This window comes from Candidatus Pelagibacter sp. PS_41 (genome assembly GCF_059417725.1).
In genome coordinates, this window is the sequence record NZ_CM182062.1 from 980522 (window position 1) to 994343 (window position 13822).

Here is a 13822-nt window from a genome sequence, read left to right on the forward strand (position 1 = left end):
TTAATCTTTTTTAGCTCTTATTCTCGAAATTAATTGAGTTAATGAATCCACCATTAAGTCTGATGCTTTAAATATTTCATTGGCCTTAAATTCATGAGAAATATTTTTTTCTGGATTTGATTTATCTTCAATAACAATTCCTTCTTCTGGAGAATTATTCTTTATATAAATTAATAACAACCATTCTTCATCTGGAGCTTCATCCCATTTGATAAATATTTCTCCCGTTTCAAATCTTTGGTCAATACATCTAAAAATAGACATATGTCTTGTAATATGTCTTTTGTTAAGTTGAAAAACCAAACTACTTGCACTTCTATAGAAACTCTCAAGAGATAGTTCAATTTTTTGTCTAGCAATTTTATAGTCTCTTTCTTTTTGAAGTAGAGTTTCTCTATCTTCATTACCTTGAATTTCAACACCTAAAGCTTCTACTCTTTCTCTAATTTTTTGATCTCGTATAATTCTATATTTATCTTTTAATTTTTCTATTCTTGCCTGAAGGCCTGTATAATCATCTCTTTTTTCCTTTAATGAAATTTTTTCAAGTTTTTCTAATTCTTTAATTTCTCTTATTCTGAATTTTTCAATTTGTTTATCTAGCTGTAACTGTTTTAAAAATTGTTTTTGTCTTTCAGCATGTTCAATTCTTATTAATACTTGTTCCTTTCGTAAAAATAACTTTATATCTCTTGCTCTTTCTTTCTCAAGTCTAGCCTCTTCCTTTAAAGCTTTCTCCTTAAGTTTGGTTTGTTCTTCCTCTTCTTTGATTTTTTGTTTTTGAATTAATAGTTTTTCTTTTTCTTTTTTTTCAATTTCTTCTATTTTTTTTCTTTTTTTTTCTTCAGCTTTTAAAATCTTATATTCAACTATTCTATTAGCTATGCCATCAAAAAAGGCTTGTATATATTTTTCTAAACTAAAATTAATTTTAAAATCAAATTCTGGCTTTAAAGATTGTTGAAACCTAACTATTTGTGAAACAAGGCTTATTTTTTTTTTATAACTAAATTTTTGTTTTTTAATTAATTTTTTTGAAATATTTTTTATTTTTTTTTTGTTATTAATTTTTATCTTTTTTTTTAAATTTTTATATTTTTTCTTAATACCTTTTTTTACCTTATTTTTTTTTGAAGGTTTGTTTTTGATATTTTTTTTTTTATTTTTTTCATACTTTAAAAAGATTAGATTTATCAATTAATTACTGATAAATATAGTCTCTTGTAGTAGGTGTTGAAGTATAATTTTTAGCTAGTTGAAACTGGTAAACTACCTGATCACCATATTTAAAAGCAATCTCACAAGATGTTAAGTAGAACTCCCACATTCTAAAAAATTTTTCATCAAACATCGATATTACTTTATCCTTATTGCTTAAAAACCTTTCTTTCCAATGTCTTAAAGTTAATGAGTAATGAAGCTTTAAAACCTCAACATCAGATACAATTAAGCCTGATTTTTCTATTGGTTTTGTCATCTCACTCATGCTTGGTGTGTACCCTCCAGGGAATATATACTTATTAATCCATGGCTGAGGGTCTCTTGGGGGATCAACTGAGCCTATAGTATGAACTATTGCTACTCCATTTTCGTCTAGTAAATTAAACATCTGATCAAAAAATTTTTTATAATATTTACGGCCAACATGCTCAAACATACCTACACTTACCACTCTATCAAATTTATCATTAATTTGTCGGTAATCTAATAATTTGAAACGAACTTTTTTTTCTAAACCTAAATCCTTAATCTTTTTTAAACTAAAATTATATTGATTTTTTGAAAGCGTAATTCCTGTAACATCACAATCTATGCTTTTAGCAATATCGATAGCGAGAGAACCCCAGCCACTTCCTATATCGAGTATCCTTTGACCAGACTTAATATTTAATTTTTTTATGATATGATTAATTTTGTTATTTTGCGCAGTTTCTAAAGTATCATCTTCATTCTTAAAATAAGCACATGAGTATTGTTTTTTTGGATCAAGAAATAGGTCATATAACTCATCAGAAATATCATAATGATGAGCAACATTCATTTTAGATTTTTTTATAAAATTAAAATTAGTTAAATATCTATAAGATCCTCTTAATTTATTTAAAATTTTATTAAATATATTTATATCTGTTCTGCCAATATTCATTAATGCGATATTTAAAAAATCAGTCAAAGATCCATTTTCAATCTCAATATCTCCTTCAGCATAAGCCTCACCAAAATATAAATCTGGATAAAATAATAGTTTATAGTGTAGTTTTTTATTTAGTAGTCTAACAACTATAGGGTCCTTGTTAAATGGTGTACCTATTATATATTTATTAGAAAAAGCATCAATTAATACAAAGCCATCCTTTTTAAAAATATTATTTAAAAATCTTGCTAATTGCATTTAAGCTGCCTCTAATGCTTCTAATTTAAAATTGAGCTTATTAAGATCATCAACAAGTTGTTTTTTTTCTTTTTCATTTAAAAGACTCATAGGGGGTATAACATTTTTATAATTATCGTCTTGATCAGACATCAATGAATGTAATCCAGAAATTAAATTATATTGGTCAAATACACCTCTAACTTTACATAGAGTTTCATTGACTGTTTGCTTTTCTTTTTTACTGAAATCATCATAAACTTTTCTAGCTAAATTAGCTGTGACATTGCAAGTTGCAGTAATTATACCATCACATCCATTCTCAAGTCCTCTTAAAAGTTTCAATTCTGATCCTGGCATGACAGAAAAATTATCAATTTTCAAATTTTCATAAAGGTTATATGAGCTATCTTTTACTCCAATTATTTGTTTTGGAAATTTTTCAACAAGTTTTTCAACACAACTGATGCTAAATTTATATCCACACAATTTTTCAAAATTATATAAAACAATCCTACTATCTGGCACGGCATCTATTAATCTTGAGTAAAATTCAACTACTTCTCTATCACCATACTTATAATAAGCAGGAGGCATTATTAAAAATTCATTAAATTTTAAAGAATTAGCAATCTTCATTAAATTTATAGTTTCATTTAAAGAATTAAGACCAGTTCCAATTAAGTATTTATCTTTATAAACACTTTTTGATAATTTATTTAATAAACTAATTTTTTCACTAATTGGAATAAGTTGTGCTTGACCAGTGCTTCCAAAAATTGCAACTCCATGGCATCCCTGATCTATGATTTTTTCAGCATGGGCAATAGTTTTTTCAATATTTAGACTTAAATCATCGTTAAGAACTGACATTGAAGCTGCATAAATACCCTTAATTTTACCCATAACTAAAATTTATATAAAAAAAAAGTTTAGTAAAGGTATAAAAGCCTAATATGAAAATTTTAATAGTACAAAATAAAATGGGGATTGGAGATATGGTAATCTATTTGCCATTTATAAATGCTATATCTAAAAAATTTAATACACCTGTTAACATCCTTGTTAAAGAAAGTTCAAAAGCTGAAAAAATTTTAAAAGATGATAAGTCAATAGATAAAATCATAATTCTAAAACAGGGTAATAAACAAAAAAATGCTGAGCATCAAGGCTTTAAAGGTTTTTTTAAATTAGTAAGGGAGCTAAAGAAATACAAATTTGATAAAATTTTTATTTTTAATTCATCATTAAGGTTTAATTTGATTGCAAAATTTGCTGGAATCAAGAATGTTTATCAATACCCTTTGTTTGACAAAAAAGAACAAAATATTATTGATGCCCCGAAAAAACTTTTAAAAAAAAAATTAAATATAGATATACAAGAAAATCCAAAAATTTTACTTAATGAAAAATCTATTTTTGGAGCAAAACTAAAATTTAGAATTAAAAATGATGAAAAAAATATTTTACTTGGTATTGGAGGATCTGGTCCAACAAAAAGAATTCCTGCTAAAACATTTATAGAGCTTATTCGACTAACATCTAATACTCTTCGTTGTAAATTTTTTTTAGCCACTGGGAAAAATCAAGATGAACAAGAAATTCTAAAAGAAATATTGAATTCAGAGTTTAAGGATAAATGTATTCCTTTAGATGATCTAGACATTTATGAAATTTTAGGAATAATTAAAAATTGTGACGTTTCTATTTGTAATGACTCAAGTTTCAGTCATCTTTCTTCGGGTCTTGGTATTAAAACAATTGTTTTAATGGCAGACACGCCATTAGTATATGGAAGTTATAATACCTTGATGTATCCAATTCTGCCAGATGGAGAAAGCTTTGTAACGCATAACACTTTAGGTAAAGATAAAATCAATCCAATAAAAATTTTTAGTCAATTAAAACAGATTTTAAATTAAGAAATATTTTTTAAGACTAGATCCTTCGCTTCATTTACAATTGAAGATAGTCTGGCTGTTTCTGGGGAAATATCAGGATGAATTTTTTTTTGAATCTTGATATGAGCTTTTTGAACATCATCTTTTGTTACTCTTTTATGAATATCTAGATTTAATATTTTGTAAGCCTCTTCTAGTGACAATGTTGAATGATTCTTAATATTTTGATTTTGATTAAACGAAAATCTTCCTGATCTTCTAAGAGTTTGAATAAGTCTAAATAATCCAATTAATTGAAATATTGAAAGACCTTTTAATTTAACTACAGCCAAACTCAAAAGGGTCAAGGGCACACTTAGTAAAAATTTCCCACCTATGAATAGAATTATAGCCAAGATAATTGATCCAATAAAAATTAATTTTCTTAAATGTTTTGATATTTTTTTAGAAGAAGCATTAGCTAAAAATTTTAATAAAAGATAAATAATTCCTAAAAAAACTAGTATATATATAATAATATTCATATATTTAATTTGTCTTCATGAAAATACCACAACTCAAAAAAAAATCAGAAATAAAAACGTGTCACAATGTCAGTTGGGAAGATAACTATAGCTGGATTCATCAGGCAGACATTCTAGAAGTTTTAAAAGATAATACAAAACTTAATCCAGAGGTTAGAAAATATCTTGAAGAAGAAAATTTATATACTGATTTTCACTTGTCTGACACCAAAGCAATACAAAAAAAATTATTTGATGAAATTAAAGGTAGAATAAAATTAGATGATGAGTCTCTTCCATTTAAAGACTTTGATTATGAATACTGGTCAAAGACCACCTCAAAAGGAAATTATTCTATAAAATTAAGAAAAAAAATTGGAACTAATAATATTGAGGAAATTTGGAATGGTGATGAAGAAAAAGAAAAGCTTAACGTTGAATATTTTGGTGTTGGCGATTTAGAAGTTAGTTTTAATGATAAATATTTAGGATACTCTTTAGATACAAAGGGTTCAGAGTACTACACAATATATATTAGAGATATAAACACAAAAAAATTAATTACTGAAAAAATAGAAGAGACATCTGGTGGTATAACTTTTAGCTTAGATGATAAATATATATTTTATTCAAAGCTTGATGAAAACCATAGACCAAGAAAAATTTATCGACACAAATTAGGAACCTCTGTTAAAGAAGATCAGTTAATATTTGAAGAAAAAAGTGAAGCTTTTACTGTTAGTATAAGTTTGAGTTCTGATGATAAATACTTTTTTATTAGCTCTTCAGACCATAATACCTCCGAACAGTATTACTTTGAAGTAAATGAAATAAATCCTAAGCCTAAATTAATAAAAAAAAGACAAAGAGAAGTTTTATATTCTGTCAACTCTTGGGATGGAAAATTTTATAATCATACCAATGAAAGTGCTGAAGATTTTAAGGTAGATATTAGTAATAGTTTAGATAAACCCAATTGGAAAACTTTTATATCTGCAAAGGCTGAAGTTTTAATTGGTGGATTAACTTTTTTAAAAAACTGGATCATTAGATCTGAAACATCTGATGCTTTAGATAAATTATTTGTAAAAAATATTAATACAGGAATAGAAGAAGAATTAATTTTTTCTGACGAAACTGTGTATGTGCCTGGTATATCTTTAAAACAAAGAGATAAAAATACTGATGAGATATACTTAAGTTATTCTTCACCAAAAACACAGTCTAGAGTTTATTCTTATAATCTAACTACAAAAGAAAAAAGATTAGTTAAAGAACAAGAGATTCCTTCTGGTCATAATCCTGATGATTACATAGTTGAAAGAATTGATTGCAAATCTCATGATGGAAAATTGGTTCCTCTTACAATAACAAGACATAAAAATACTAAATTAGATGGATCTGCACATTTATTACTCTATGGTTATGGCTCTTATGGCAGTTCAATGAGTCCAGGGTTTTCTTCAACTAAATTAAGTTTAATCAATCGAGATATAATTTGGGTTACCGCTCATATAAGAGGTGGCATGGAAAGAGGGATGAAATGGTGGAAAGATGGAAAACTACTTAACAAAAAAAATACATTTGAGGACTATATTGCTTCCGCAAGATTTTTAATTGAAAATAAATATACTTCAAAAAATAAAATAATTGGGATGGGTGGTTCTGCTGGGGGGCTTCTTATGGGTGCTGTAGTTAACCTAGCGCCAGAACTTTTTTTAGGAATTATAATGGCTGTACCATTTGTAGACTCTTTAACTACAAACCTTGATCACTCCTTACCTTTAACTGTTGGAGAGTTTGACGAGTTTGGTAATGCAAAAGATAAAAAAGATCATTTTGATTATATATATTCTTACGCACCTTATAATAATATTAAAAAGATGGACTATCCTCATATGCTCATAACAACTAGTTTAAGTGACAATAGAGTTTTATTTGATGAGCCAGCAAAATTTACAGCTAAACTTAGAGAATATAAAACCGATAATAATTTATTACTTTTAAAAACTGAAATGAATGCGGGCCATGGTGGTAAATCTGGGCGTGATGGTGCTATTGAAGAAATTGCATTAGATTATGCATTTGCTTTAAAAATTTGTAAAAAAATTTAATTATCCCATCTTGAAATTTTCAGACTAGTTCCTAAATATCAACTGTACGTCGCCTAATGGGGCTTACTAAATTAACCTTGCTAACAAAGGAGGAAACTATGACAAGTAGGGATCTATCTATATTTAACACTCTAAGACCTTTTTCAATTGGTTTTGACGATATGTTTGACCAATTTGAAAATATGCTAGGAAATGGAGGGTTAACCATGCAGTCCAATTACCCACCTTACAACATTAGAAAAACTGGTAAAGACAATTACGCTATTGAAGTTGCTCTGGCTGGATTTAATAAAAATGATGTTGAGGTTGAGTTTGAGGATAATTTATTAACTGTTAGAACTAAACAAGTTGATAAATCAGAAAACAAATCTGATGATGGTGAAATTATTCATAAAGGTATTTCACAAAGACAATTTGCCAGATCATTTACAATTGCGGAGGATGTGAGAGTGAATGGTGCTCAATTAAAAGATGGTCTTTTGACAATCGCCTGTGAAAGAATTGTACCTGAATATAAAAAGAAAAAGCTTATTGAAATTAGATAAGTATTAACCTTACTTGTGGGGAGCACTTCCCCGCAGGTATTAAATATTTAAAAACAACCATTTGACACAAAACCAATTACAATAGAGCTCGAGTCTACTTCAAATCTTCTTTCACAAAGTATTCCATATTTTTTGGAATTATAAACAAGCTCTAAATTTCCTTTATCATTTTTAAAATCTTCATCAGGCTTACCTAGTTCCATTTGCAAACTATTTGAGCTCTTTCCAATAAATTGACTTAATTTTGAATTTTCTTTTTCAACAATCTCATCAGTTCTATCTTTAATTGTTTGACAACCGCTCACTAGACTAAAAAAAAATAAACTTATAAAAATGTATTTTAATTTTTGCATGAAACAATGATAGCACCAAAAATATAGCTTAAATATAACTTATAAGTTGAATTATGTTAATAAACATAGGTTTTTAAGAGAATTTACAAAAAAATTCTAATAAAACTCAAGTCTAATCTTAGGAGGATAAATGTTAGATAAATATTTTAACTACAAAAAACACAAGACAGATTTTAAAACAGAGGTAATAGCTGGTGTAACAACATTTTTGACAATGGCCTACATTATGTTTTTAAATCCATTTATATTATCAGGCGAATTTGCTGGACCAGAAAAAGGTTTCTTTGAATTTGGCGCAGTTTATACGGCAACAATTGTTGCTACAGCACTTGCTTGTTTCATAATGGCATTTTATGGAAAAACATGGCCAATAGGTTTAGCTCCGGGCATGGGAATTAATGCGTTTGTTGCATTTGGTGTTTGTGCTGGAATGGGCTATACGCCTCAAGAAGCTTTGGGCGCTGTTTTAGTTGCTGGAGTTTTATTCTTAATCATTTCGTTAACACCTATCAGAGCTTGGTTAATTAACTCAATTCCAAGAAGTTTAAAATTAGGAATTGGTGCTGGTATAGGATTATTTCTTGCTATAATTGGTCTTCAAATAATGGAAGTTGTTGTTGATAATCCAGTCACATTAGTTCAGCTAGGTGACTTAGGTGATCCACTTGTTCTATTAGGTTGTGCTGCCTTTATCTTAATGGTTGTTCTTGAAAAAATGAAAGTTAAAGGAAACATTATAATTGGAATTTTATTATTCAGTATAATTGCATGGGCTACTGGACTTGCTAAATTTAATGGGATTGCAAGCTCACCACCTCCAATGACCTACCTATTTGATTTTGATTTATCAGCTGCATTAACAGCAGGTATGACAACTGTTGTATTTACTTTATTGTTTGTTGATTTTTTTGATACCGCTGGAACATTGACTTCTGTAGCTAACGTTGCTGGTAAGGTTGATAAAAATGGAAAAGTTCAAGACATAGAAAAAGCAATGATGGCCGACAGTGTTGGAACCGTTGCTGGTGCAATGATGGGAACAACAACTGTTACAAGTTATGTTGAATCTGGAGCTGGTGTAAAAGCTGGTGGAAAAACAGGAATGACCTCTTTAGTAATTGGTCTATTATTTTTAGCCTGCATATTCTTTGCTCCTTTAGCAACAAGTTTGCCTAAGCAAATTGATGGTGCAGCCTTATTATTTGTTTCTGTTCTTTTTGTTAGAAACATAACTGATATTGAATGGGATGATATTGGTGAGGCAGCCCCTGCTATTCTTGCAATGATAGCTATGCCACTAACATACAGTATTAGTAATGGTATTGCTTTAGCTTTTGTATCTTATGCGTTAATCAGATTATTTACTGGTAAGTTTTCTTCAACTTCTCCAGCAATATGGGTTATTGCAATACTAAGTTTTATTAGCTTTGTAGTTGCTTAAAATATAATTTTTAGGGCTGGATTAATTCCAGCCCTATTTATTTCTCTTAATTATTTCTTCCATAGATAATTCTTCATAATGTTCAGTTGGCTGAACAATCCATGGATCAGAATCTAATTTTACTGGACAAAAATCAGGCTCAAATGTAGAAGATTTTTTCTTCCACAAGCAGGCGGTTTTAACTTCATTAATATAATTTTTTGTTGGTTCATATTTTTTCAACCATTCAATACTTTTATTTAGAGTTAGACCAGTATCTGAAAGATCATCAACTAATAACACTTTATCAAAATCTTTATTTTCTGCTAAAGAACTGATCTCTCTAGCAAACATTAATTGGCCTTGTTTATCCTCCATTCCTTTTCCCGAATAGCTCTGGATAACAATATAAGCGATTGGTAATTTTAAAATTCTAGAAAGAATATCCAATATAGGTGCTGCACCTCTCATAATTCCAACTAATACCGTTGGTTTATAGCTTTTATGAATTTCTATTGCTAATTTTTCAACAATTTTTGTATACTGGTCAAAATTGATAATTAATTTGTCAGCCATAAATTTTATTATCATATTAAAAGAATTTAAAAAGAAGTAAAAAAAAATTATGAAAATATTTGATTGTTTTATGTTTTATGATGAGGAGCTTTTACTTGATATAAGATTAAATATTCTAGATAAATACGTTGATTTCTTTGTAATAGTTGAAAGTCAATTTTATCATAATGGTGTTAAAAGACAGTTAAAATTTGACATTAAAAAATTTAATAAATTTAAAGATAAGATTATTTATATACAGCATAAAAATGAACCTGATCAAATTTCTAAATTAGATGAAACAGATAATGAAAGTATAAAATCCTACAAATTAATACATAATGCTCATTTGAGAGAAAATGACCAAAGAAACCATATATTAAAAGGATTAAAAAAAGCAAAAAATGATGACCTAATATTGATTTCTGATGTGGATGAAATACCAAACTTTAATTCAATAAATTTATCAAAAATAAAAAATCAAATTATTATGTTTGAACAAGAAATATTTTACTATAAATTTAACAGGTACCTTATAAATTTTAAATGGTTTGGAACAAAAGCTTGTAGAAAAAAAGATCTGCAAAGTCCTCAGTGGTTAAGAAATATTAAGAATAAAAAATATCCTTTCTGGCGTATAGATACATTTTTTTCTAAAAATAAATATATCAATAAAATTTATATAAAAAATGGAGGTTGGCATTTTTCAAATATTAAAGATGCTGAAGATATTGAATTAAAATTAAAATCATATTTACATCATAGAGACTATGAGGTTGAAGAGCTTGGTAGTAATAAAATAAAAGAATTGATAGAAAGTAACAAAACAATTTATGATATGTTTGGTGATAAAAGGTCAAAGAAGTATGGTGATGAAAAAAGAAAAAAACTAGAAAAATATGATTTAAATAAATTGCCTCAATTTATTCAAGAAAATCAAAATAAACTTAAAAAATGGATGGACTAATATGAGAGTATACTGGATAGCTTTATACAAAAAAATAAGAAGCCAAGAAAATATTAAAAATTATGGAACAAAAGTTACAGAAATTTTAAAAAATTATGGTGGAAAACCGCTAGTTAGAGGTGGAAAATTTCAAACCCTGGAAGGTGAGGATTATCCAAGGACTGTCATTTGGGAATTTCCAAGCTATGAGCAAGCTATCAAATGTCATGACTCAAAAGAATATCAAGCTGGATGGGCTTTAGCAAAAGATACCACTGAAAGAAATTTACAAATTATAGAGGGCGTTAATATTGAATAGGCTCTGGATCAATACTTCTCCATAGATACCAGGTAGCAACAGAACAATAAGGTGTAAATCTTTTATTCAATAATCTTATATAAGATTCCGGTGGAAAATATTTTTTTTTATAATTTTTTGAAATTGCTCTAAGAAGTCCAATATCTTGAATTGGCCAAATATTTGAACGATTATAAGTAAACAATAAAATCATTTCTGCTGACCATCTTCCTATTTGTCTTAAGTTAGACAAATAGACAATAGCTTCCTCATCAGACATTTTTGGAATTAATTTTGGATTAAATGATTTATCAAGGGTTTGTTTTGCTAAACTTTTAATCCCTATGGCTTTTAGTCTGCTCAAACCACAACTTCTAAGCTGTGCAATTGATAATTTGGAAATTGTTTTTGCAGTTATTTTATTTTTACATCTTTTTTTAAATTTTAAAAAAACTGAGTTTGCCGCCATAACACTTATCTGTTGTCCAATAATACTTTTACATAATGAAAAAAAAATATCTTTTCTAGAAGTGAGTATGGTTTCAGATGGAGACTTATATTTGATTATTAACTTTTTCATAATTTTATCCTTTTTAGATAAATATTTTTTAGCATTATTCCAATATATTGGAGTTTTAGTCATGTCTGATGTTTGAAGGTATTTTTTGTTTATAGTAAATTTCCCTTCTAAGAATTACAAGGGAAGACATTATTACTAGTGATGCACCAATTAGTGTTTTAAAAGTTGGTATCTCATTCCACATCATATAACCAAAAAATATAGCAAAAACTAATGACAAATATTTTAGTGGAGCAACCAAAGATACTTCAGAGAGTTTATAGGATTGAGTTAATAATAAATTTGCAGTACCTCCAGTAACTCCAATTAAAGCTAAAAGAATAAAATCTTGAAAATTAGGCATTATCCAGCCCAATGGAATTGTTGCTAAGCCTGCAAGAGATATTGTAATTGTAAAAAAAATAGAAATAAGCCAAATTGGTTCTGTTGTAGATAATTTTCGAATTGTGATAGTTACAAATGCCATTCCAATGCAAAAAATTATTGGTAAAAAATAAAGAAAATTCATTTCAATAAACCCTGGTTCAGAAATTACAACCACTCCAATAAAGCCTACAATAACTGCTGCCCATCTAAAAATACCAACTTTTTCACTTAATAAAAAAATTGATAAAATAGTAATAAAGAGTGGAGCAGCATAAGAAAGACTTACCACTACAGCAAGAGGTAGTTCTCTCAATGCTATTACTATCGCAACTAATGCAATTAAACCCATAACACATCTAAAAATATGTTCAGTGGGTCTTTTGGTTTTATAAAAAGTTCTTAATTGATCCCTTGGTATTAAAAAGTAAGTAGGGAGGAGACCAAAAAAACCTCTAAAGAAGAGAACTTGTCCAGTAGGGTAATTCCCTGACCATTTTACAAGCAAATCCATTATAGAAAAAGTACAAACAGACAAAAACATGTACAATAAACCTAATTGATTTTTAGTTAACATAGGAATAATTTGTAGATCAAATTAAAGGATAATCAATGGAAATAGCTGTTTTAGGATTAGGATGTTTTTGGGGGCCTGAGATAAAATTTAGTAAACTCGAAGGTATTATAAAAACTGAAGTTGGATATTGTGGTGGTGACAAAAAGGAAACAAATTATAGAGAAGTTTGTAAAGGAAATACCAATCATGCTGAAGTCGTTAAATTAGATTTTGATCCAAACGTTATTTCTTATGAAAGAATTTTAGAATATTTTTTTGAAATACATGATCCAACAACATTAAACTCGCAAGGGCCTGATTTTGGTACACAATATAGAAGTGAAATTTTTTACCTCAATGATAAGCAAAAAGAAATTGCCAAACAGATAATTGATAAAGAAAATTCAAGGTTATCTGGTAAAGTAGTTACAAAAATTTCTTTAGTGAAAAATTATTGTCCAGCTGAAGAATATCATCAACGGTATTTAGAAAAAAGATAAGATGTCATTAGTAAGTACTGATTGGTTGATGGCAAATCTTGATAAAGTAAAAATTATTGATTGTTCATGGCACATGCCTCAAACCAAAAGAAATGGTTTCGAAGAGTATAAAAAACAACATATAAAAAATGCAATTTATTTTGATTTAGATAAAAATTCAAAAAAAGATACTGACCTACCCCATATGCTTATTGATAAAAAATCTTGGGAGAATATTGTTTCAAATATGGGCATTAAAAATAATGATCAGATTATTGTTTATGATAACTCAGATGTAATTAGCTCATGTAGATGTTGGTATAATTTCATTTATTTTGGACATAATCCAAACTTGATAAAAGTATTAGACGGTGGTTTAAAAAAATGGGTTAATGAAAAAAAACCTACTGCAAATGATATAGTAAATATCAAACCTTCTCATTATTCTGCCAATGAAAAAATAGAATTAGTAAAAAATAAAGCCCAAATTAATGAAAATATTTTAACAAAAGAATTTTTAGTTATTGATGCAAGAAGTAAAGAGAGATTTGAAGGTGTGGTACCTGAGCCAAGAAAAGGCTTAAAAAGTGGTTCTATAAATAATTCTTATTGCCTTCCATTTTCTGAACTTATAAATGCTGATCATACTTTTATTGATAAAAAAAAAATTTTTCAAAAGTTTAGCTCAATAAAAAGTAGCCTAGATAAAAACATTGTATTTACATGCGGATCTGGCGTTACTGCTGCTGTTTTGGCACTTGCTTATTCTTTAATAGATAATAAATATAATCCAGTAATCTATGATGGTTCATGGAGTGAATACGGAAAAAGCTAAAAT

Annotated in this window: 16 protein-coding genes; 8 read left to right on the top strand and 8 right to left on the bottom strand. The window is 28.0% G+C overall.

Annotated elements, in window-relative coordinates; translation table 11 throughout:
• From AC5SL8_RS05405 to AC5SL8_RS05415, 3 genes are read right to left on the bottom strand one after another with little or no spacing between them, the layout of a single operon-like run.
• Entirely contained in the window at nucleotides 1-1197 is a 1197-nt protein-coding gene (locus AC5SL8_RS05405) for a hypothetical protein (RefSeq protein ID WP_494579504.1), read from the bottom strand.
• Between the two features lie 4 nt (nucleotides 1198-1201).
• Nucleotides 1202-2392, bottom strand: coding sequence for a class I SAM-dependent methyltransferase (locus AC5SL8_RS05410; RefSeq protein WP_494579506.1), 1191 nt, complete (start codon nucleotides 2390-2392; stop codon nucleotides 1202-1204).
• A complete protein-coding gene (locus AC5SL8_RS05415) occupies nucleotides 2393-3277 on the bottom strand; it encodes a dihydrodipicolinate synthase family protein (protein WP_494579508.1) in 885 nt (294 codons plus the stop codon).
• A 50-nt stretch (nucleotides 3278-3327) separates the two neighbouring features.
• On the opposite strand from AC5SL8_RS05415, the gene AC5SL8_RS05420 reads away from it, so the two are divergent.
• Nucleotides 3328-4293: a glycosyltransferase family 9 protein gene (locus AC5SL8_RS05420; RefSeq protein ID WP_494579510.1), complete on the top strand. Its 966-nt coding sequence runs from the start codon at nucleotides 3328-3330 to the stop codon at nucleotides 4291-4293.
• On the opposite strand, the gene AC5SL8_RS05425 is transcribed toward AC5SL8_RS05420, so the two are convergent.
• Entirely contained in the window at nucleotides 4290-4604 is a 315-nt protein-coding gene (locus AC5SL8_RS05425; RefSeq protein WP_494579512.1) for a J domain-containing protein, read from the bottom strand. The two genes, AC5SL8_RS05420 and AC5SL8_RS05425, sit on opposite strands and share 4 nt — an antisense overlap.
• A 209-nt stretch (nucleotides 4605-4813) precedes the next feature.
• On the opposite strand from AC5SL8_RS05425, the gene AC5SL8_RS05430 reads away from it, so the two are divergent.
• The gene (locus AC5SL8_RS05430) at nucleotides 4814-6889 is read left to right on the top strand and encodes a S9 family peptidase (protein ID WP_494579513.1); all 2076 of its coding nucleotides are present in this window, start codon (nucleotides 4814-4816) and stop codon (nucleotides 6887-6889) included.
• Nucleotides 6890-6987: 98 nt separating this feature from the next.
• Nucleotides 6988-7434 carry an Hsp20 family protein gene (locus AC5SL8_RS05435; protein WP_494580803.1) on the top strand — a complete coding sequence of 149 codons (447 nt, stop codon included), beginning with the start codon at nucleotides 6988-6990 and terminating at the stop codon, nucleotides 7432-7434.
• A gap of 47 nt (nucleotides 7435-7481) precedes the next feature.
• On the opposite strand, the gene AC5SL8_RS05440 is transcribed toward AC5SL8_RS05435, so the two are convergent.
• Entirely contained in the window at nucleotides 7482-7739 is a 258-nt protein-coding gene (locus AC5SL8_RS05440) for a hypothetical protein (RefSeq protein ID WP_494579514.1), read from the bottom strand.
• A 178-nt stretch (nucleotides 7740-7917) separates the two neighbouring features.
• Between AC5SL8_RS05440 and AC5SL8_RS05445 the strand changes: the two genes are divergently transcribed.
• On the top strand, nucleotides 7918-9228 hold the full coding sequence (locus AC5SL8_RS05445) for an NCS2 family permease (RefSeq protein ID WP_494572973.1): 1311 nt from the start codon (nucleotides 7918-7920) through the stop codon (nucleotides 9226-9228).
• A gap of 33 nt (nucleotides 9229-9261) precedes the next feature.
• Here the strand turns inward: AC5SL8_RS05445 and AC5SL8_RS05450 are convergent, their stop codons facing one another.
• Complete coding sequence (locus AC5SL8_RS05450; protein WP_494579516.1) at nucleotides 9262-9798, bottom strand: phosphoribosyltransferase; 537 nt, start codon at nucleotides 9796-9798, stop codon at nucleotides 9262-9264.
• Between the two features lie 34 nt (nucleotides 9799-9832).
• Between AC5SL8_RS05450 and AC5SL8_RS05455 the strand changes: the two genes are divergently transcribed.
• Together AC5SL8_RS05455 and AC5SL8_RS05460 are read left to right on the top strand one after the other, a co-directional pair.
• On the top strand, nucleotides 9833-10729 hold the full coding sequence (locus AC5SL8_RS05455) for a glycosyltransferase family 17 protein (RefSeq protein ID WP_494579517.1): 897 nt from the start codon (nucleotides 9833-9835) through the stop codon (nucleotides 10727-10729).
• Nucleotide 10730: 1 nt separating this feature from the next.
• Complete coding sequence (locus AC5SL8_RS05460; RefSeq protein WP_494579518.1) at nucleotides 10731-11027, top strand: DUF1330 domain-containing protein; 297 nt, start codon at nucleotides 10731-10733, stop codon at nucleotides 11025-11027.
• Here the strand turns inward: AC5SL8_RS05460 and AC5SL8_RS05465 are convergent.
• Together AC5SL8_RS05465 and AC5SL8_RS05470 are read right to left on the bottom strand one after the other, a co-directional pair.
• On the bottom strand, nucleotides 11014-11649 hold the full coding sequence (locus AC5SL8_RS05465; protein WP_494579520.1) for a DNA-3-methyladenine glycosylase family protein: 636 nt from the start codon (nucleotides 11647-11649) through the stop codon (nucleotides 11014-11016). The genes AC5SL8_RS05460 and AC5SL8_RS05465 overlap by 14 nt on opposite strands.
• Nucleotides 11642-12526, bottom strand: a complete 885-nt coding sequence (locus tag AC5SL8_RS05470) for a DMT family transporter (RefSeq protein ID WP_494579522.1) — start codon at nucleotides 12524-12526, stop codon at nucleotides 11642-11644. Before AC5SL8_RS05470 ends, AC5SL8_RS05465 begins: the two co-directional genes overlap by 8 nt.
• 35 nt (nucleotides 12527-12561) lie before the next feature.
• On the opposite strand from AC5SL8_RS05470, the gene msrA reads away from it, so the two are divergent.
• Both msrA and AC5SL8_RS05480 read left to right on the top strand, forming a co-directional pair.
• Complete coding sequence (gene msrA / locus AC5SL8_RS05475) at nucleotides 12562-13005, top strand: peptide-methionine (S)-S-oxide reductase MsrA (protein ID WP_494579524.1); 444 nt, start codon at nucleotides 12562-12564, stop codon at nucleotides 13003-13005.
• A 1-nt stretch (nucleotide 13006) separates the two neighbouring features.
• Nucleotides 13007-13819: a rhodanese-like domain-containing protein gene (locus AC5SL8_RS05480; RefSeq protein WP_494579526.1), complete on the top strand. Its 813-nt coding sequence runs from the start codon at nucleotides 13007-13009 to the stop codon at nucleotides 13817-13819.
• Nucleotides 13820-13822 lie beyond the last annotated feature (3 nt).

Excerpts from the sequence above, each read along its gene's own strand:
- AC5SL8_RS05450 (WP_494579516.1), bottom strand. The coding sequence starts at position 9,798 with ATGATAATAAAATTTATGGCTGACAAATTAATTATCAATTTTGACCAG.
- msrA (WP_494579524.1), top strand. The coding sequence starts at position 12,562 with ATGGAAATAGCTGTTTTAGGATTAGGATGTTTTTGGGGGCCTGAGATA.
- AC5SL8_RS05445 (WP_494572973.1), top strand. The coding sequence starts at position 7,918 with ATGTTAGATAAATATTTTAACTACAAAAAACACAAGACAGATTTTAAA.
- AC5SL8_RS05435 (WP_494580803.1), top strand. The coding sequence starts at position 6,988 with ATGACAAGTAGGGATCTATCTATATTTAACACTCTAAGACCTTTTTCA.
- AC5SL8_RS05455 (WP_494579517.1), top strand. The coding sequence starts at position 9,833 with ATGAAAATATTTGATTGTTTTATGTTTTATGATGAGGAGCTTTTACTT.
- AC5SL8_RS05470 (WP_494579522.1), bottom strand. The coding sequence starts at position 12,526 with ATGTTAACTAAAAATCAATTAGGTTTATTGTACATGTTTTTGTCTGTT.
- AC5SL8_RS05420 (WP_494579510.1), top strand. The coding sequence starts at position 3,328 with ATGAAAATTTTAATAGTACAAAATAAAATGGGGATTGGAGATATGGTA.
- AC5SL8_RS05480 (WP_494579526.1), top strand. The coding sequence starts at position 13,007 with ATGTCATTAGTAAGTACTGATTGGTTGATGGCAAATCTTGATAAAGTA.
- AC5SL8_RS05415 (WP_494579508.1), bottom strand. The coding sequence starts at position 3,277 with ATGGGTAAAATTAAGGGTATTTATGCAGCTTCAATGTCAGTTCTTAAC.
- AC5SL8_RS05460 (WP_494579518.1), top strand. The coding sequence starts at position 10,731 with ATGAGAGTATACTGGATAGCTTTATACAAAAAAATAAGAAGCCAAGAA.
- AC5SL8_RS05410 (WP_494579506.1), bottom strand. The coding sequence starts at position 2,392 with ATGCAATTAGCAAGATTTTTAAATAATATTTTTAAAAAGGATGGCTTT.
- AC5SL8_RS05465 (WP_494579520.1), bottom strand. The coding sequence starts at position 11,649 with ATGACTAAAACTCCAATATATTGGAATAATGCTAAAAAATATTTATCT.
- AC5SL8_RS05430 (WP_494579513.1), top strand. The coding sequence starts at position 4,814 with ATGAAAATACCACAACTCAAAAAAAAATCAGAAATAAAAACGTGTCAC.